13 protein-coding genes are annotated in these 20,189 nt (G+C 39.4%); 4 read left to right on the forward strand and 9 right to left on the reverse strand.

Annotation, left to right across the window (positions count from 1 at the left end; all coding sequences use genetic code 11):
- Positions 1 to 10: 10 nt before the first annotated feature.
- Positions 11 to 1,723, reverse strand: a complete 1,713-nt coding sequence (locus M2265_RS06845; protein WP_132771318.1) for an FAD/NAD(P)-binding protein — start codon at positions 1,721 to 1,723, stop codon at positions 11 to 13.
- Positions 1,724 to 2,429: 706 nt separating this feature from the next.
- On the opposite strand from M2265_RS06845, the gene M2265_RS06850 reads away from it, so the two are divergent.
- The 3 genes from M2265_RS06850 (at position 2,430) to M2265_RS06860 (ending at position 5,029) form a co-directional block, all read left to right on the forward strand.
- The gene (locus M2265_RS06850; protein ID WP_132771317.1) at positions 2,430 to 2,864 is read left to right on the forward strand and encodes a DoxX family membrane protein; all 435 of its coding nucleotides are present in this window, start codon (positions 2,430 to 2,432) and stop codon (positions 2,862 to 2,864) included.
- Positions 2,845 to 3,858: a zinc-binding alcohol dehydrogenase family protein gene (locus M2265_RS06855; protein ID WP_132771316.1), complete on the forward strand. Its 1,014-nt coding sequence runs from the start codon at positions 2,845 to 2,847 to the stop codon at positions 3,856 to 3,858. The genes M2265_RS06850 and M2265_RS06855 overlap by 20 nt, the downstream gene beginning before the upstream one ends.
- 67 nt (positions 3,859 to 3,925) lie before the next feature.
- Positions 3,926 to 5,029, forward strand: coding sequence for an alkene reductase (locus M2265_RS06860; protein WP_132771315.1), 1,104 nt, complete (start codon positions 3,926 to 3,928; stop codon positions 5,027 to 5,029).
- A gap of 81 nt (positions 5,030 to 5,110) precedes the next feature.
- Here M2265_RS06860 and M2265_RS06865 read toward each other — a convergent pair whose 3' ends face one another.
- From M2265_RS06865 to M2265_RS06900, 8 genes are all read right to left on the reverse strand, one after another.
- The gene (locus M2265_RS06865; protein ID WP_243655445.1) at positions 5,111 to 7,396 is read right to left on the reverse strand and encodes a TonB-dependent receptor; all 2,286 of its coding nucleotides are present in this window, start codon (positions 7,394 to 7,396) and stop codon (positions 5,111 to 5,113) included.
- 446 nt (positions 7,397 to 7,842) lie between these two features.
- Positions 7,843 to 8,082 carry a hypothetical protein gene (locus M2265_RS06870; protein WP_207902466.1) on the reverse strand — a complete coding sequence of 80 codons (240 nt, stop codon included), beginning with the start codon at positions 8,080 to 8,082 and terminating at the stop codon, positions 7,843 to 7,845.
- Positions 8,083 to 8,088: 6 nt separating this feature from the next.
- Positions 8,089 to 8,457, reverse strand: coding sequence for an STAS/SEC14 domain-containing protein (locus M2265_RS06875; protein WP_132771314.1), 369 nt, complete (start codon positions 8,455 to 8,457; stop codon positions 8,089 to 8,091).
- A 64-nt stretch (positions 8,458 to 8,521) separates the two neighbouring features.
- A complete protein-coding gene (locus M2265_RS06880) occupies positions 8,522 to 9,793 on the reverse strand; it encodes a family 16 glycosylhydrolase (RefSeq protein ID WP_132771313.1) in 1,272 nt (423 codons plus the stop codon).
- 774 nt (positions 9,794 to 10,567) lie between these two features.
- The gene (locus M2265_RS06885) at positions 10,568 to 12,361 is read right to left on the reverse strand and encodes a cytochrome-c peroxidase (RefSeq protein ID WP_132771312.1); all 1,794 of its coding nucleotides are present in this window, start codon (positions 12,359 to 12,361) and stop codon (positions 10,568 to 10,570) included.
- Positions 12,362 to 12,506: 145 nt separating this feature from the next.
- The gene (locus tag M2265_RS06890; RefSeq protein ID WP_132771311.1) at positions 12,507 to 13,988 is read right to left on the reverse strand and encodes a hypothetical protein; all 1,482 of its coding nucleotides are present in this window, start codon (positions 13,986 to 13,988) and stop codon (positions 12,507 to 12,509) included.
- Positions 13,989 to 14,329: 341 nt separating this feature from the next.
- The gene (locus M2265_RS06895) at positions 14,330 to 15,664 is read right to left on the reverse strand and encodes an SWIM zinc finger family protein (RefSeq protein WP_206368168.1); all 1,335 of its coding nucleotides are present in this window, start codon (positions 15,662 to 15,664) and stop codon (positions 14,330 to 14,332) included.
- A 3-nt stretch (positions 15,665 to 15,667) separates the two neighbouring features.
- Positions 15,668 to 18,781: a DUF6493 family protein gene (locus tag M2265_RS06900; protein ID WP_132771310.1), complete on the reverse strand. Its 3,114-nt coding sequence runs from the start codon at positions 18,779 to 18,781 to the stop codon at positions 15,668 to 15,670.
- 326 nt (positions 18,782 to 19,107) lie between these two features.
- Here M2265_RS06900 and M2265_RS06905 point away from each other — a divergent pair, with 326 nt between their 5' ends.
- Positions 19,108 to 20,097, forward strand: coding sequence for a LacI family DNA-binding transcriptional regulator (locus M2265_RS06905; RefSeq protein WP_132771309.1), 990 nt, complete (start codon positions 19,108 to 19,110; stop codon positions 20,095 to 20,097).
- The last annotated feature ends 92 nt before the right edge of the window (positions 20,098 to 20,189 follow it).

Raw genomic sequence — 20,189 nt, forward strand, 5'->3', positions numbered from 1 at the left:
AACAAAAATCTCACCCCTTATTCTTTATGAACTTCACTATACGCTCACTTGCAGTGTCACAGAAGTCAAGACCTGAATAATCCGGATTCAGCCCGCCAATAAATGGTACAGCCATAATAAATAGATTTTTAGTAGCACTTCCAAAAGCATCAAGTGCCTGAAAATGGTCATTAATACTCAGTCCCTTTACCTGCATATAAAAATTGTTAGTACTGCTTTTCACATGATAACCCTTTTCGTTAAAATACTTCTCCCCTTCAGCCTTATTCTTAAAATTCAGGTATCCTGTACTGATCAGACCTTCGTTTTTGATCCCTTCAAACGGCATGTCATTAAATTCCAATGGTTGTTGTCCTGTACCGTCAACATATAATTTATAATGCGTTTTCTTTTGTTTACCCTCAGTGTCCATGTAGCTATAAATGGCACCGAAATCATGATGAGGGTCTACCTGACTTGCTTTATCGACTTGAATATGGTCAATGACACCAGCTTCATACAAAGCAATAATTTCTCTGTAGGATTCCTGAGGCAAAGAAGCAATAATCACACTGATGAGCGGCAATAAAACCCTCCGCAACCGAAGCATATCTTCTGCAGAGAAGTGTTTAGCAGGATAGTTCATGGCATAGCTAAAAGCAGCCAGTTTTTCCTTCCAGGATATCGACTGCCTTCTGTCAATGGATTTTTTTGCTTCGAGATATTCCGCTCTAAAAAGCGTAAAACTGTCAAGTTCATTTCGGATGCGCAGCATTTCTTCCACAAACTCCTCAATCGTCATTTCTTTTATCTTTTCATAAAAAGCAGGATCACTTTTCTGCAACGGACATTTGAAATTTCGCTCAAAAACGTAGTTAAGATCTACAAAACCGTCATTTTTCTCTTTGTATTCATAAATCTCATCCAGTGTCATGGACCAGGATACCGCATAAGGTTCCTCTTCCGAATGAAAACGCAGTGCAGGTAGATAACCTCCTGTGGAAAATAAATGGATCGAAAAATTGGGCGATTCTTCATGCAGCACATAACTCACCTGATCATTCTCAACGATATAACGGCCGTTCAGACGAGATAATGTCTTTACGGCATCGACAGCAGTTAGAGAAGCACCCTTAATAGCGACCGGAAAATTAGTCATTTGATCAAATTTAGTAGGTGGATAGGGCGAATCGTACCAGCCTTTTATCTTTCCTTCAAAAGTTTCGGGCCAATAATGCCCGGTACAGATAACAACTATTTCAGCTTCATATTCATCATCAGTGGCCGTAAATACGGAGTAAAATTCATTTGCCCTGTCATATACCAGATCAATCACTTCGGTCTCGGTAAAAACGTCCACCTTTATTTTACGCTTGATGGCTAAGGCTATGTATTGGTGAAATTGATTTTCAAGATAATCCCCTAAAAGAAGTCTTGGTAAAACCTGATAGGGATTGGATTTACCATGCGCATAGTAATCCGGAAAATCAGTTCCAGCATAACGTGACAGATAAGTTGGGACGTCGTCAATTAATGCTGGAATTTCGTTGGCCGAAACATTGGCCAAGTGTTCCTTACGGGCCCCATATTTACCATAAGGCATTCCAACTCCCAAACGTTCATTTTTTTCGAAAATGGAGATATGTTCAACCGCAAGATTTTGGTTGACAATCTCCTTTAACATAAATAAAGCGGCTGGCCCCCCACCAATCAGCGCAATGGAACTTAATTTTTGATTGTCCATACAATTTAAGGCTATTGATTAATTTTATACGTCAACTTTCTACTGATTTTACTTTCCATCAAATATGCTATCGGCATACTGTGGAAGGTCGATTTTTACATTGTGTCCTACAGGTTATTTTCAGTTTCCCATGAGCTTTAATAATATTCTCCGAGTGATCGATCTTGATGATCCAAGTATTATGCTCTCCAACAATTTTTCCATGAGGAAACCTTAAAAAAAGGTAGTCTCGCTCTCCTCCTCATTCATGTTGAATAAAAGATCATATGGTCCAAATTTCAGCTCGACTATTGTTTCGCTAAAATTTTAAAAATAGGTTCTTTCCGGGAAATACCTCAATTCTTATAAACACCGCATCACATATTCGCAATGATAACAACGTATCGCTAGCAAAGTTCTGCTAACGGTAAAATCAAGTATTTGTGTGAAGCCAACAGGCATAAACCACCTATCCTAATAGTTTATACTTATTACAGCATCATTTTCTGCATTCCGATAACTTCGTCCCAAATATTTCACCCCAGCGATCAGATCTGGCACCTGCAATAGATTGCATCACCTCCGTATCCAGATCTATTCAGTTCATAACAATGAATTTATACAAAAAAAACATTTAAATTTACTAAAACCCCTAGCCTTGCGACTCTAATTTTGTACTGTAATTTAAAACTATTGAAAAATTAAATCGATATAAATCAAAACAGATATGAAGACAAATAATTCTTTGGTCGCCTATGCTTTACTGCGAGTAGCAATGGGTGTCAATATGCTGGGACACGGCTTAGCGCGTATTCCAAAACTTGATGCTTTTAGTGATAACATGGTGACCAATTTTCAAAAAAGCTGGCTTCCTTCCTTTTCGATCAAAATATTCGGACTGGCTTTGCCTTTCGCAGAATTCCTCATTGGATTACTGCTCATCATTGGCTTATTTACATATCGCACAAGTGTTGCTGGTGCTATCCTTATTATTTTATTACTATTTGGAAGCAGCACCATTGAAAATTGGGAAGCAATGGGTATACAAATGATTTATGCCTTGTTTTTTTACCAATTGATTACCCAAATAAATAATAACAGTTATGCCGCAGACCACTTATTTAAAAACAAAATTAGACAAAATGAAAGCAATAGGATTTAAAAAATCATTACCTATCAACGAAGTAGAAAGCTTCATTGAATTTGAAAAAGAAATAGTTCTACCAACAGGACATGATATTTTAGTAAAAATCGAGGCCATCTCCATCAACCCGGTCGATTATAAAATTAGACAGGGCGCCGCAAAAGACAACGTCTTGAATGAACCAAAAATCATTGGTTGGGATGCTGTAGGTACTGTGGAAGAAATTGGAGATAAAGCGACGCTTTTCAAAAAAGGAGATCATGTTTTCTACGCAGGAGACATTACAAAAGACGGTTCCAATCAGGAGTATCAATTGGTGGACGAGCGCATTGTTGGCTTTGCTCCACAAAAGATAAGCGTTGCAGAAGCTGCTGCAATGCCTTTAACGGCGCTTACGGCCTACGAAATTTTGTTTGACCGTTTACGACTGGATCCTGACAAAGACAAAGGTAAGTCCATATTGATTATCGGCGGTGCAGGTGGCGTGGGTTCCGTGGCCATACAATTGGCTAAAAACATTTTAGGATTACAAGTTATTGCAACAGCATCGAGACCAGACACAATTGAATGGTGCAAAAAACTTGGAGCAGACTATGTTGTGAACCACAAAGATTTAGTGAACGAAGTAAGAAATACCGGTTTTGATTCGGTAGATATTATTGTAGATTTTGTAGATGTAAATCAATATTGGGATGCGATGGTGGCACTCATCAAACCACAGGGAAAAATAGGTTCAATCAGCGATCCGACAGAACCGGTAAACCTCCGCCAGCTAAAAGGCAAAAGTGTCAGCTTTCATTGGGAGCTCATGTTTACACGTTCCATGTTTCAAACAGAAGACCTGATAGAACAGCATCATATCCTAAACAAAATTGCCCAACTCTTAGATGCACGGACTTTACAGTCAACCCTTAATAAGACCATAGAAGGATTTACGGCAGATAACCTAAAAGAGGCGCACCGTCTATTGGAAAGTGGGAAAACAATCGGTAAAGTAGTACTAAAATTTTAACCCGAAATACAGATTACCCCAGCTTTATCACAATAGCATCAATAAAATATTTACAAAACGAAATAAAATGTTTACAAAACTTTTCGAATCCTATATCCTGAAAGGGATAGCATTAAAAAACCGTTTCCTGATGGCTCCGATGACACGCTCAAGGGCATCACAACCCGGCGATATTCCGAATGCTTTAATGGCAACATACTATGCCCAAAGAGCATCTGCAGGACTTATCATCACAGAAGCTACCCAAGTTTCTTTACAAGGAAAGGGCTATGCAAAAACACCTGGAATTTATACCCAAGAACAAATTGAAGGTTGGAAATTAACAACAAAAGCCGTACATCATGCCGGTAGCAAGATCTTTTTACAACTGTGGCATGTTGGAAGAGTTTCATCTTCCAAAGTTAACGGATTACAACCTATTGCACCATCGGCATTAATAGCAAAAGATACGAATGTTTATATATTTGATGGTGCACCCAATGGAGATGCTACTTTTGTACCTGTCGAAGAACCAAGAGAAATGACGCAAGAAGATATTGAGGTGGTCATTCAAGAATTTGCACAAGGAGCAAAAAATGCAATAGAAGCTGGTTTCGACGGAGTAGAAATTCACGGAGCTAATGGTTATTTGATTGATCAGTTTTTACGGAGCAACTCCAATCAAAGAATCGATGCGTATGGAGGTACTCAAGAAAACAGGATTCGATTATTAATTCAGATTACCAAAGCTGTAATTATGGCTGTAGGTAAAGAAAGAACAGGCGTACGTCTTTCTCCGTTCATTACTTTTAAGGATATGGACGATGCCGAAATACTTGATACAATTATGTTAGCCGCGGCGGAATTAAATAAATTAGATATTGCCTACATCCATCTCTGTGAAGCAGATTGGGCAGATGCACCCTTAATTCCAGAAATATTCAGATTAGAATTGAGAAAAAAATTCACAAATACCATCATCGTAACAGGAAATAAAACTCCTGAAGAAGGAGAAAAACTATTAGCAGACAATTTGGTTGACTTAATAGGTTTTGGAAGGAAATTTTTAACAAATCCGGATTATCCGCAACGTGTTAAATTGGAAGCTCCCTTAAATGACATATCAGACAATCATACTTTATTTGGAGGAGGCGATGCCCGAGGATACACAGATTATACTTTTATGAACTGATTCATACGAGCTGGATCGAAGGAGAAAAAAGATTATTGTGATTACAAAAGTGGAAGCATCCCTACTTCCACTTTTGTGGTTTTAGAAAGATGTAATCAGGCCAAAAGTAACATTTCGCCCCGGATTATAGACACCCAATGAGAGGTCGTGATGATCTAATCTGCCGGGTCTCAGACGGCTCAATGCATCGTAATATTTTTTATCAAGCAAATTATTTCCAGCAACATACGTTTGTATATTTAATCCCCTGATCTTAAATGTCGTTCCTAAAGAAGCATTTAACAAAGTATATCCTGACACACTGGTTTCAAATTCACGGTCTACGCGTCGTTGCGCAAAAAAGTTATCAATACCGACTTTCAAATAGCTTGCCGACAGTCCTTTTATTTCCGGGCTATATTTCAGGCTATTTTTGAACTGTCCTGCTGGAATAAAAGGTAAAGGTCTATCCAGGGTCTTATTTTTAGCATACGTGTATGAGAATATATTGTTAAAAGTAAGATAGCGGAATAAGGTTATATTAAAATCTCCTTCAAATCCATTCAGCTGTGCATCAACCTGACCGTACCGGTAAATTGCCATCCCATCGGCTGTTTCATCACCAGGCCGTGATGAGATGTAGATATAATCTTTGATCAGGTTAGAATAAAGACTGATACTTCCATTAAATATACCCCGATCGTAGTATATACTGATATTCGCCTGATAACTTTTTTCGGGCTTCAGAGCCGTATTACCGATTTCATACCGGAACGTTCCCTCATGGACACCATTTGAACTAAGTTCTGCCGGATTGGGAGATCGAAAAGCATTCCCTAAATTGGCTTTTAAATTAATATACGGACTCACTTGATGCGTTAGACCCGTAGCAAAACTAACGTTCGAAAAATGATTTTTATACTTTTCAAATGTTTCGCCATCTTTGACATATCCATCACCATCATTGACACGATAATCATAGCGCACACCAGCATTAACTGTTGTGTTATCCCAGGTCTTTTTAAGATACCCAAAAGCCCCCGCACCAAAACTCTGGTAATCGGGAAGCAAAAACTCAGCCCCTTTATTGGAATTTTTAGCATGTTCGGCACTGATCCCAAAAGCTGGCTGCCATCCCTGAAATTCATTGACAGTATACTTCGCATCAAGGGTTAATGTATGCAGATCCAAAAAGAGATTGGGAACAGGATTATCATGTTCTCGACGCTGGTTGTTCTGATAACCAAGATCAAATTTTAATGATCCCTGATCTAAAATAAGCTGATTATTCCAGGAAAGCTTTGTATGTCGGATATCCTGTTTCGGAAACTCCAGGCTTCTATTTTTAAAATCTCGATCCGTAAAACGATTCCCTGCCGCATCGATATAATTACCCTGGCTATCAAAAGCAGGTTCATAAAATCCAATATTATTGCGAAAAAAAGATGCGTTTACATGGGAATAACCCCAAGATTTATTAAGCCCAAACATGGCGCTGAAATTCGTTTCATTAAAACCTGAGTTTGGAAAATAACCTGTAGGGGTCTTGAATGAATAAGCATTTTTATAAGTTCCTCTTCCTCTCCAGACAAATCCATTTTGATTACCTGTCAACATAGCAGAACTGGCACTTAATCCGCCGTTGGTCGAATAATTGGATAATACCTCGCCTTTAACTTCCCCACTTTGCGGAACAAGGGGCTCCAAAAAATTGATCACCCCTCCTAGTGCATCGGATCCATACATCAAAGATGCCGCACCCCGCAATACTTCGACACGATCTGCACCATATTGATCGATCTCGATCCCGTGCTCATCGCCCCACTGATTTCCCTGCTGCTTGACCCCGTTGCTGATCGTCACAACCCGGTTGGATGATAGCCCCCGTATTACAGGCTTCGCGATAGATGACCCAGTCGTAATCGCCGCTACCCCCGGCACTAGCCTCGCCAAACCTTCTATTGCATTCGTCGCTGGCTCCAATAATTGCTGTTTGCCCACAACAGCGATTGAAGTGCTATTTTTTTTACTGCTTGAGCTGATCGCCGCACTCGTTACAATGACCTCATCTAGCGTTAAATTGCTTGGACTTAATGGAATTGAAAGTACATCATGACTACCCAAATCAATTTTCAAACTTCGCGTCTGGTAACCGACACCGCTAAATTCCACCAAATGTTGCCCCTTATATTTCGGGGGGATGATAAACCCACCGTTCTGATCCGAAACGAGCTCCAGCTTAAGGTCCGGTACTTTAATAGTAATCCCTGCTATCGGCGCCCCCTTTTTGTCATCCAAAATGCGCCCGGTATGCTTGCTGTCCGTCTGCCCGTAACTATTAAACGTAGCAATAACCGACAAAGCAAAAAATAAAAATTTCTTCATCATATATATTCATTACTTCATCATTATTAGCAATGACAAAGCATTTTAAAATCGTAAAAAACCAGAAAATGAAATGGTGCTACAGCACTATAGTAATATAATTGATGAAGATTGGGGGACCTCGCGGGAAGGTCGGAACTAAAGACTGCGAAATTTCATAAAGATCGATTGGAAATTTCCATAAAACACCCCACAGTGTAAAAAATGGATTTAGGTTATGATAAACAGGCCCTTCGGAAAACTCAAAAAGATAATCAGAACTAAAGGTCCGAATTTCATTCTCACTATGGTGATCATTCCCCTTCTTTGTAATCGGATAAGGATGCTTATGCTGTATAACTTCACCCGATTTTAGAACATGGATATGTAGAAAAAATATACTACAGACAATCCAATAGAGATACAAAAAAACGATAAGATTCGCTTTTAAACTTCTAGATTGGATTTGTTTATGTATCAGCACAAGGCAAATATACTAAAAAGCGTAATAGCAACAAAGTTGCTATTACGCTTTTTAGTATATTTCTTTTTACCTGTACAGCTTTTCGCGCAACACTTGAGTGCCTTAAATTGCTTTGAATGGAATTTTGCAGAACCTCAATTGTTCCTTTTCCAATTTTGAGTGTAATAAATAAGATTGGAAAAATTGTGATTTCAAGAGCTAACCCCGCAGGTAATGCCTTCAGCACATGCACTTATTTTTTAATACTCAACCAATCGATCGCATCTTGTAGCTCACGGAGTTCATAGCCCTTAGCTTCGCCCGGACTGATGTAACTAAAGGCATCCGTAAATTTTTCTACCGCTTTTTGATCGGTTACGATAGCCATCTTCTTCCAATCTGTAAAGTGCTTCACTCCTGCTACCAGATCCTGCACCCAGGCACCTGCAGTAAAGTTCTGCACATCGGTATCCAATACCAAAAGATAGTAGATCTCTTTATATTGATTGGCTAAGGATTCCAGGCCCGGCAATAAAACATCTTTTAAATCATCTTTGGTGACCTCTCCACTTGCACGAACGCCAAACACATGTTCAGGCAGATTTTGAATAACTTTAAGCATATCATGAACGTTATGTATACAAAAGATACAAACAAGGCTCCATTTAGTTCACATCGACTCTTTGTTATAATTTTTCTAAAGTAAAATCATCTCCGTAAACAGTTCCGGTACCAGCCTTATAAAAGTATAAAGTTGCCGTTGTTTGTGTCGCTCCCGTTGTAAAAGTAACGGAATTATTGCTGTATGCAGTTGTATTAAAGGCCGCATCGACAGCAGCGCCGCCATAACCTTTAACCCCAAGTAACACCTGTTGTCCAGCAGCGGCAACTTTACCATATCCAGAAAACCGATAGGTCGTATTAGGTTGCAGTCCCGTTAAATACTGTTCAACAGCATTTGCTCCCCCCGTCAATTGAATACATTTTAAACCTGTACGCATATTGGAATTAACAATCGCCGCATTGCCACCCCAAGAAGTCCAAGGCGAAAGTGTACCTGTTTCAAACCCACCATTGTAAAAGATAGGCAGATTATAAACACGTACATAATCCACTTGCATATTAAACGGCAAATCCGCGTTCGTAATAGCACCAGGCCAACCCGCTCCACCAGCTTGATTTAAAATTAAATAAAAAGGAACATCAAATGGCCATTGTTGCCAGGTCGCTCCAGTGGCCTTCGTATACGTATACTGAAGGGTATTATTAACAAAAAATTTGAGCGCATTCGGGCTCCACTCGAGACCATAAATATTATAGTCTGCTGCATTATAGTTTGTAGAATGTGTCGCACTGGTACCTCCCCCAGAACCTGTTACGGTCGCATTATGCACCGATTGATGCACGACCATCTCATTATTGACATGCTCCATAATATCGATTTCACCACATCCCGGCCATCCGGCATAAGCCGTTGCAGGTTCTGGCATCATCCATATCGCTGGCCACGAACCCCTTCCTTGGGTAAATTTTGCCCTGACCTCTACTTTACCAAAGGTCATACTGAATTTACTCTGTGATTTAACACCGCCACTATGATACGGAACCGGATCTGTTGGAATCACAGCATTGTCCATGCGCAGCACGAGATTATTACCATCTTGCGAAACATAATCAGATGTATGCGTCATATACTTGTTCCAGGCTACAGTACCGCGTTCGGCATAGCTCCATTTACTGTTGTCAAAGCCCCCTACCGTATTGAATTCATCCGACCAAATTAATTCATAATCGGATAAACTTTGTACGGAAGCGGTAATCGCAACCGCTTTTGTTTTTGACACATTTAACAATTGATCAGTTGATTGGTTCACATGTTCTTTGCTGCAGGATACATGAATACTGCAAACAGCTAGCAAAGAACCAGCTGCCATAAAATTTAGGGTTTTTCTGTTCATAATGATTATTTAAAAATTTAAAAAGTGCTCACTATAAATTGTAACTAGAAAATCCACTTTGATCACATTCTTTACGGTCTTATCTAATCTTACCCACGTTAGTTACAAGGTTATTGGTTATATTTATGTACTACATAATATTTCTAAGATACAATAAATTTTAGGATAACAACTAATTTTTCAATAAAAACTAGGGCGTATGGTGAATGCATTCCCTTTGCATCTGCATTGAAAGACAGCAATAAATTACAGGGATAGGTTTAAGCTATAATTTAAATCATTTCATCTTTTCCGAGATGCTTAACGACATAAATGACATCAGATTTCTCTCAAATAAATAACATAACAGCAAATATTTCCTTGCCGTTTACACGTTAAAATAAGAAATAGTTGTGGGGAAGAATGAAGATACAGAAGAGTAAAAATTAACCAAATAGAGCTGTAATAAACGTGAAAAGATGCTTTCCGATTAAGGAAGCATCTTTTCTTTATAATAACTGCAAAGCTTTGATGTTTGTTTTCACCAAAGCTTTATCCTTCTGAATACAAGACTAACCATTTAGCATTTTTACCGCCAAGATATATTTACACAGTCCGCGTTTTCCTTGATGATTGGTAAACCAGTCGCAGGTACATTGCTATTTGTCTCCAGCAATTATCACGGTATGTTTTACTCCCGAACCTTCAACTCTGGCTTCGATGTAGCTTGGCGTATTTTTGACAAATTACGGTAGTTATATGGTGACAGTTCAGGTAAAAGCCGTATCACGATCATTAATCATCCAGCGCCTTGATAAAAGCAATGATTTTAGCCGTTTCCTGATCCGTCAATTCCAAAGAATCTGTCGGTAAAGTCTGGTTTTCCAGTGCAAATCCAAATTGCTTTCCACCACCTTTATTGTAAAAATCCATCACCTGCTCTAAGGTCGTGTAACCACCATTATGCATATACGGAGCCGTTTTACTACTGTTGCGCACAGTAGGCGTTTTAAAAGCATACTGCAATTGATCTACCGTACTATGATAACGACCTCTCCCCCTATCAGGATCCAATATTTTATTCGTATAATCTGTCGCCACACCTAGTACCTCAGACTCGGTCTTGCTATATTCAGGAGGAACGGTACCGTTGAACAAAGGTATAAAATGACAGGTCGCACACTTTCCCTTTCCAATAAACAGGTTAAAACCATCCCGCTGTTCCTGCGTCATCGCCTGCTTATCCCCTTTCATGTACTGGTCAAATGGCGAACTGAATACAGACAAAGAGCGGACATAACTTGCTAGTACATTTTGCAGTTGCCAGCCCTCGATTGTATCGGTCTGATAGATTTTTTTGAAGTCACTGCTATAGCTATGCTCCTTATTGAGATGAGCCGCTATTTTCGTCATGTCACCATGCATCTCATCTTTATTTGTAATCACATCTACACTCTGTCCTTCTAGGTCTTCCCTACGCATATCCCAGAATTGACCATGCTGATAATTGCTATAGGAAATAGACGGAGTATTACGATCCATAGGTATTCCTGACAGTGCCATCGGAACTTTCAGTCCATCAGAAAATGCTTTTTCAGGATGATGGCAAGAAATACAGGAGCGACTCTGATCACCAGAGAGCATATTTTCACGAAACAGTTTAGCACCTAGAGCAACCTTTACTCCGCTCATTTTGTGTTTTTCCGACGGCGCGAAAAAATCAGGATTGAATGCTTTCTCACTAAATAGGTTTGAGGCTTCGGGATTTATCGGGTGGTTTACATCTAGAGGAACAATACCTTCTGTAGTACGAAAATCAAATAAAGCATCAGACAGTCGATTAAGGTGCAAATCGATAAAAACCAGATAGTCAAAACTGTCTTTATCCTTTACCTTGTCCAATTCTTTATTGGCGGCTTTGATGAGGTTCAGGATATAATCAATTTTATCCCCATTTTTTACGATTGGCTTGATCATTAAGAGAGCATCTCCGACACCGTTAAGCGCAGCTATTGATTCTTTCAGTCCGTGACCCGATACTGGAGTATCAAAACCTGTAATTCCCAACGTCGTGACCCTGAAAATTTGATTACGAAGCGCTTCCATAACCTGAGGAAGGGATAGCGTATTTACTTCAAAATAAGTGTCAATCGCTAAAGATTTGTTCTTTAATTTTTTTAAAAACCGTAAGGTTTCCTGTTGCTGCGAACCATCATATGCCGGGTAAAAATACTCCTCTAAAGTCTGTAAACCTTCAGCTTCAATAACCGCATTTTCTTCAATCTCAATTTCATCCAGATTGGGCCCATTCAAAAAACGTGCAGTCTCGGGCATAAAATATGCAACTGCCCATTCCATCGATTTATAATTCGACCGTATGCTATCAAATTGAGACTGTAAATTTCTCGACGGATCTTTCCGCTCCACAGAAGCTATAAGCTGATCAATCTGCTTTTCAAAATGCACATTCTGTTGCAAAACAGAAGTTCTCAGAAATTCGAGATCCTTATCGTTACCCTGAGTATTTCCTTTGCACATAACAGCTAACAAGGCAATAGCAAACAGACCATATACGATCCAATTTTTCATTCTATTTTTTCTTTAGTACACTATTAAAATGGCTTCAATCAATCGTAATATCAATCTACATCACCATTTATGACGTTAAAAAATACAGGTATCCTACAACAAGAGCAGGATACCTATTTATAAAGATTTGACGAGATGTAGAATGCTATTTTTGTACATTACGGATAAGCACAACCTGCCCACCTTCTTTGCTAATAACAGCACCCGATCCATCTGCATTTGCAAATTTATCGCTCTGCCAAGTGTGTGAGTGAATATTGACCGCAAAGGTATTCGGTATCCCTACCAGATGCGATACATCAACCATAGCACCAAATTCCCAAGAACCAAACTTATTCAGATTGCCACTCTGGTTATAGTTTTTTTGCCAGTCAGCATCGTTACGGTTGTGCTTCATATTCAACCAAGGTTTATAAGTTTTAGTCGCCATACTATATTGCCAGATATAAGAATCATGCTTAGCATCCGTATAATAAGAATCGCCGTCTTCCTGAATATACACGTAGTTCTCCGTTACACACAGGTTATCGGGATTAATCAGGTTGTTACCTGGATCAGAGTCACCCTCAGCGATTACTTCCAGCTTACCTTTCAGCATATCTTTCGCATCCAGATTCAGCTTATAGACACGCCCCCACATTGTCAGTCCTTCCGTCGGAGTACTACCGTTGGCAGACTGTCCCGTTGCAGTAAAGTAAATCTCTCTTCCATTGTTGGCCCCTTTTCTGTAATCAACATCTTCTACACGAGAAAAGCGAATGGCATTGTTGTCCATGTTCTTTTTGTTTATCTCTTTACCCATTAGATTCTTAGCATTGGGAATCTCGACAAACTCAACCTCATACGAGCTACCTTTTTTGATATTCGTTTCCGTAAAATCGTTGTTGGTTCTCTTTAAAGCGTATAGTTTTCCATTATCCAGATCACCCTGTTTATCGGATACATACATGATCAACTGTCCTGCAGACTGATGGCTAGAGCTGTACGACTGATCTTCACCGATCAGAATGTACGTTTTACCATTAGATATATCTTTGGGAAGCGGTACTGCATTTTCCATAGAAGCTTTACCTAGAGCAGGTTTAACCCGATTTTTATCAGAGCGTTGTGCTGTCGAAGCCACAGGACTCAGTTCGTGGACCATACTTTCTTCACCCGATTCACCTGCAGTTAAGAAAGCAGAAAAACCATGCTCTTCGGGAGTAGCCAGCGTGGCAGAACAAAGTCTTGTCGTGCCACCAGTACCATCCATAATATACTCACCTTTAACCGGTTTAAAATTATTATCTAAAAACACCCGTGATACAGATTGCGTAATCTCATGATTAGTGATCATCAAAAAACCATTTGAATTCGGATCTTTCATAAATCCGGCACCATCTGGTTGTCCTGCAAATACAAATTCCGGAGAACCGGCAAGTTTATCCGAACTGGAAATAAGCGAAGTGATATTCAGATTTTCAAAGCCAGCCATCCCATACACAAAAACGGGTTCTTTTGAATAATTATCCACATGGGCTACAGGAGGTTTTTCCGCATTGTCACCGATCTTGTCATTATCGTTACAGCTAACTGCACCACCTACTGACAGTAATAAACTTAGAATAGTAATTGGTTTTCTTCTCATGCTGTAAAAGTATCATATGCACATTACCCCTACATTAAATTCATTTTAAATAAAAAAATTGTTGCACAGCGATTAAAAAGACTGTCTATCTTAGCAGACAACAGGTACATCTACACTTGTTATCGCAGGGAGTAATTCTTTAAAACACAACGATCCTGAGATCGGTCTATTTACTTCTACACAGGATAAGCCTTCAATCTCAGACATGAAATATTTTGTGTTAGATTTATTTAAAATGCTAAAAAAAATGCTTTCCAACTAAGGAAAGCATCTTTAATTAATAATAACCGCGAAGCTTTGATGTTTGTTTTCACCAAAACTTCAGCTTTCTGAATACAAGACTAGCCATTTAGCATTTTCACTGCTAAAATATGTTTACACAGTCCGCGTTTTCCTTGATGATTCGTAAACCAGTCACAGGTACATTGCTGTTTGTCTCCAGCAATAATCACGGTATGCTTTACACCCGAACCTTCAACTCGGGCTTCGATATAGTTTGGCGTATTTTTGACAAATTGAACACCATCTGTTGTCACTAATTTCTGTGCATTCTTCAATCTTGGATTTAGAGCAAGAATACGCTCTGTCTTGAAGGGCAATCTGCGGTAATAATGCTGATGATCGTGCAGATCATACCCGAGTAAACCTATTGAGGAAAGGGAACCTGTCAAGGTATCCATGGATGCAAAATCCACATCGTGTTCTATCGCTAATAAAGTCGGATCAAAAAGTGCATTGGACTTGAGCAGGCTGTTCACGGCATGTACCCATTCTTGAGGCACCGCCTTGACCATATTTTCCAATACATTTCCTTCCCCTGAAAAACCACGGTAGTTATCGGGCGATAATGCCAACGAAAGTCTGATCTTACCAAAATCGGCAACAAAGGCACAACTCTCGCCTCCGTCTTCCTGATAGACGATCAACTTTTCCGCATAAGGCAAGATTCCCTCCAATAAACGCAAGCGCTGTACACCGCCTACGCGTACTGATCCCGCTGTTGCAATAGGTGAAAACACAAACCTGGGCCCTCTTTGGCTCAGGAATAACTCACCTTTCACATTCCCTTTTGGAATGCCCTGAAACAGTTGGATAATCTGTATTTTGGACAAACTGTATTTTTCTTGCATACCGGCAAGATAAAGCTGTACAGAAGTCAATCCTTTGATCCATCGGGGTGGTAAAGTGACTTTCTTTTCCACTACTTTGGTTTTATCGGTACTGATGGAAACCTCTTTACTTCCGACACCCAGCACCATTTTCTCCGTTTTTTTAACGGCATTTAAAGCATTGAGCATAGGCTCATTAAAGTCTACATTGGTCGTACCACTGCTGATAAACTCGCCATCAATGGCATCTTCAAGCAGGTCAACCCGTGCATACACACCATTGCAGGAAGAGAATCCTTCAAAGCGGATCTGATCTGTACCAGCAGATACAATAGGATCCCGTAGGCTCGGGGGTACCGGTCCAAAACTAGACTGCACCACTTTGGCCAATGTCAATAAGCATTTTGAAGTTAATAGCGGATCGGTAATACTGCCCCAGAAAAAACACGGAACAGCACTTACCTCACTTAATTCGGACTGGTGGGCAAGCACCAATTGCTGCATTCCTGATTGCTGTACAAGTGTTGAATTATTGCTGTAGCTGAACGCTAAATCTGTAATTGCCATGTCTTATTTGCTTAATTTTTTTAATATCGGTTGTAATGATTTAAAAACCATTAATTTCTCAAATACCTGCTTCATTTCAATGGAAATTTCCTGATTTTCCTTATGTACCAGATCATAATATAGTTCAATCAGTTTCTTGAAATTAGTCGGCATTTTTTCAGCTATAGTGTAATCCAGGAGCATCTGATTGATCACCTGCATCAAAGCATTATTATGTTTGGAAGAGATATCCCGGCACTGCCCCAAAACCTCCTCTAATCTTCCTAATGGACCATAAGTATGACTCATCAGGATGCCCAGGAAATGCCCCAGATCGTGAACCGGTAATCGATGCCTATCGATGGCCGTGATGAGCACTTCTGTAGCCATGGCCCGAACTTCTTTTTCTTTGTTAAAACATGAAGTCGCTAAAAATAGCACCGACTGCCGATCAAAGTTAAAGAAATCATACATCATTTCCTGCAAATAGCCGATCGGCGTCTTTCCACCTTGATCACATTTAGCCGCTAACCCCAAGGTCAGAAACAAAGAAAGACTTTCGGTATTCTGAGGCATCACACTATGCATGTAAGAGATATCATCTTTATACAGATAATAACTATGCAAACTGTCCTTGCCCCGTTGATAAATATCCTTGTGGTAAATAAAGGTGTGCGGTTCTTGTTTGAAGTTTGGAAAGTGGAAACTTAATTTTTCACCATCATACACCATTTCTGATTTTTTAGTCTGATAATTATATCCCTGATAATAAGAAGGTGTAAACGTAAGCTCCGGTTGGAAAGGCGCTACGGCAAAGGGTATGTCTTTCAAATTTTCATCTTCAAATTCCGGAAAAACAGCCTCTGGATAATGCGTCCGGGCAACAGTAGCCCAAACACCCAGCCAGCCCACATGCGCATTATCGGATGAAGATAAAAGCTTTTTGACCCATGATTTTTTTTCAATTTTCAGTTCGTCATCAAATCCTAACGCATAGGTCAGAACTGCTTTGACCTGACTGTCGTTTATCTGATCGATCAACGCTACAACACCATCCAGATCTTCCCGAACCGTACGGCTCAAAGCGATAGACAGATCCAATAAATCTAGGGCTACGCCTTTATCTTGATAATCTAAAATACGTTGTACCACTATTTGAGGAGCAATCCAAAAAGGTTCATGCGTCGGTAAACTCAATAAAGGCAATTGAATTTCTTTTGCGATATGGCGCTGTAGCTGTGTTAACTGCTCTCCGATCATACTCGCCCATTTGGAATAGTTTGAGTATCGATCCGTATTCTGATAGATCTTATTCGGCTGGAAGTACATATTTAAAAATACCCCAGAAAAGTGCTGAAACCATTGCGATTCCCGGTAAACTTTCTTAAGCTGATTGATATAGGGATCCAGCTGCTCCTTATAATCCGCCGGAAAAGTCGCTCTGTGCAAGACCCAGGCATTCATCAATATTTCCATCTGAACGGCATCTGTACTACCGATGACCTCTCCAATTTTAAACAAAATATCATTCCAACTCGCAGGATAAGTAAAAGGCTGCTGGAGTTTTTTTTCGTTCACTGGATCAAAAACATATTCCTCTCCAGTACTGATCAATAATTCAATTAAGATTTCCTGTTCAGTATAGCTGGATGCCGCCATTAAATTTTTTAAATCTGCAGGAATACTTCCCAGCATTTGCGCACTGTAAAGCGTAAGTTTTTCTGTAAGCGCTTCTATCGGATCTTTCTGATGTTTTAATATAAATTTCGCCGCTCGATCCTGCAATTGCAGATCCTGGACCATAAAGATATCGGCCGCCTGAAGAATAAATTGTTCTTTTACTTCGGGACGGTTTTTAAGCAATTTATCAAATTGTACCAGCAGCGTTTTAAGTGCCGATTTAATATCATTGCGCATAAAAAGACCCTCAGACCAGGTTAGAAATTCTTCCAATCTAAAGTCAGCATGTGCAAAATAAGGTTTTAAAGTATCGACGACGAAATTGATCACAGCACTATTTTCAGCATGCAGCAAGGGAAAAAATAACTCCTGGTGTTCCAGCAGCATTTTCTCATCCACGCCTATCCGATCGATCAATTTTCTAAAATAACTCTTCAGGTTAATGTTCCAATTTTTGGTTTGAACCTCCAACGCACTTGTTAAAATAAACGCTTTATCAATTTTATTATCGGCCAGCAATTGATCAAATATTTTATCCCAGGTCAGTTCATTGACCTGATTTTCATACCTATAATTAGAGTAAACCGTATGGATCGGTGTTTCATAATCAAAAACAAGTGGAATATCGCGCTGTATGGTCAATTCGTCTGTTGTAAAAAAACTCAGTAAAGCAGCTGATGGATTATGGAGTCTTGACATTGAATTTGCGTAAACCTCCGGCTCAAATTCCAGAAACCCCTTACTTTCCGCATACCTTAAAGTATCATAATCAACAGATTGCCACGTATTTTTACGAACGTATTGCAGCAAATATGGTGTCAGCCAATTGGGTTTGGCATACGTTAGAATCTGGTCAACTTCCGGGCTTCTCACTTGATTGATTAATTCGATAAATACATCCCAGCTAGCGGCATCCGAACCGCTAAAGGTCGCTAAAGCCAATAATTTGACCATTCGTTGCTGCCCCTTTGTCCCGCGTATACCCCAATCATACTGCGCTTTCGACTTAAACAAAGGATCTTTGGAGAGATCCACATAATCGACCCAATAGCGTTTGGCAGCACGAATCTCCTTTTTAATCACCTCTAGATTGCCACTTGCATATTCTTCCAGATAAGGAATAATATCAGATACACTGCCTTTACTGATGATCTCTTTAATACGCTTCACCGCTTCTTCTTTACGCTGTGCGGAGGCGTTAGGTTTCCGCACAGTTCCCTCTTTTGTAACTTGTGGCGCTACTTCTACTGTGCCGTCCTCCGAATATCCTTTCTTAGTTTTCTCATTAATAAGCTTCTCCGCATCCTTGAGACACGCTTCTTCACTATCAAATGTTTTATCTTTAGATTGCCCGGCAGTACCATTTCTACCATAAGTCACTGTATGTGTTGCACCGTTTGTTTGTATTTCCCAGAATTTATCAGATGTACCGTCAATGAATTTTAGATGCTTAAACATAATTGCCTTTACGAATTGTTAAACCTTTATTGTCAAAACTAAATATATAAAATTTTGACAGATTAAACATCAAATATAAATTTTAAAGAAAAGAAAACCTGCGTTTGAAGCTATTGAAATCATTAAATAACAATAACCGAAGAGTACAATTACGGATTTAGAATAAAATTTACTTTATTTAAAGATATTCTTTTGTTCCTATTTGAGATTACCGTTAAAAAACCTTGATACTAAGCCTCTCGCTGATTTAACCTACCCGGATTCGTCAGACTTTCTTAATAAATGATATAAAATATGTACTTTGGCTTCAATAAAATTTGGTACATATGTCCATCAGTGAAATTGCAAAACATTTAAACGTATCCAAATCGACCGTTTCATTGGTCATCAATGGAAAAGCAGAGAAAAGCAGGATCAGTAAAGTACTCACAAAACGTGTTTTAGATTATATTGAAGAAATTGGTTACAAGCCAAATGCATTAGCGAAAAGCTTAGCAACAGGCAAATCTCGGACCATTGGTCTCATCGTTGAAAACATCGGTGACTCATTCTTTGGTCCAATAGCCTTGTACATTGAAGAATATTTGCGCAAGTACGAATATCAAGTACTTTACAGCAGTACTATGGGCAATAATAAACTTGCTGCTGAAATCATACAGACCATGATCGATAAGCAAGTTGATGGCTTAATTCTGGCGCCCACAGACCATATCGAGAAAGAAGTAAAACGCATCGTCGACAGCAATACACCTATTGTGCTGTTCGACCGAAAGATCTTGGGCATTGACGCCAATTATGTGGGCACCAATAATTATGAAGCCAGCAGCACGGCAATTCAACATCTTTTAGAACAGGGATACCGGAACATCGGAATGGTCACCATCAATTCGCAACAACCGCAAATGCAGGATAGATTACAGGCGTACCTCACCACGCTCGATCAGCATAGCCTGAAGCCACATGTGTGTTTAACCAGTTTCAGCGAAAAAAAAGAACATGGTTGGAAAGAGATACGCGAATGGTTAGACAAAAATACGCATCTTGATGCACTTTATTTTAGTACCAATTACCTCTGTGTGATGGGTATAAAAGCCCTTCAAAATCTTCAAAACGAACGTCAATTAGCCTTCATCACTTTCGATGACCACGAAATATTTGAACTCGTACAACCGCCAGTTTCCTGTATCCGCCAGCCTCTGGAAAAAATCGCAAAAAGTATAGTACACATGCTCGTGAACCAATTAACGGCCAAAGAAAAGTGTATTGCAGAAGATATTATCCCTTCAGAATTACAAATCCGAAAAAGTTCTTTGTAAAAAAATTGGAGAATTTATTTTAATTCTCTAGTTTTACAAAAATAGCAAAACCGGTTTTGCTTATTATTCTTAATCAACCATTATAAATCATG

It is taken from the genome of Sphingobacterium kitahiroshimense, assembly GCF_025961315.1.
Taxonomy (GTDB): domain Bacteria; phylum Bacteroidota; class Bacteroidia; order Sphingobacteriales; family Sphingobacteriaceae; genus Sphingobacterium; species Sphingobacterium anhuiense.

Coding starts and splice junctions, on each gene's coding strand:
- M2265_RS06845 (WP_132771318.1), bottom strand. CDS start 1,723: ATGGACAATCAAAAATTAAGTTCCATTGCGCTGATTGGTGGGGGGCCA.
- M2265_RS06850 (WP_132771317.1), top strand. CDS start 2,430: ATGAAGACAAATAATTCTTTGGTCGCCTATGCTTTACTGCGAGTAGCA.
- M2265_RS06855 (WP_132771316.1), top strand. CDS start 2,845: ATGAAAGCAATAGGATTTAAAAAATCATTACCTATCAACGAAGTAGAA.
- M2265_RS06860 (WP_132771315.1), top strand. CDS start 3,926: ATGTTTACAAAACTTTTCGAATCCTATATCCTGAAAGGGATAGCATTA.
- M2265_RS06865 (WP_243655445.1), bottom strand. CDS start 7,396: ATGATGAAGAAATTTTTATTTTTTGCTTTGTCGGTTATTGCTACGTTT.
- M2265_RS06875 (WP_132771314.1), bottom strand. CDS start 8,457: ATGCTTAAAGTTATTCAAAATCTGCCTGAACATGTGTTTGGCGTTCGT.
- M2265_RS06880 (WP_132771313.1), bottom strand. CDS start 9,793: ATGAACAGAAAAACCCTAAATTTTATGGCAGCTGGTTCTTTGCTAGCT.
- M2265_RS06885 (WP_132771312.1), bottom strand. CDS start 12,361: ATGAAAAATTGGATCGTATATGGTCTGTTTGCTATTGCCTTGTTAGCT.
- M2265_RS06890 (WP_132771311.1), bottom strand. CDS start 13,988: ATGAGAAGAAAACCAATTACTATTCTAAGTTTATTACTGTCAGTAGGT.
- M2265_RS06895 (WP_206368168.1), bottom strand. CDS start 15,664: ATGGCAATTACAGATTTAGCGTTCAGCTACAGCAATAATTCAACACTT.
- M2265_RS06900 (WP_132771310.1), bottom strand. CDS start 18,781: ATGTTTAAGCATCTAAAATTCATTGACGGTACATCTGATAAATTCTGG.
- M2265_RS06905 (WP_132771309.1), top strand. CDS start 19,108: ATGTCCATCAGTGAAATTGCAAAACATTTAAACGTATCCAAATCGACC.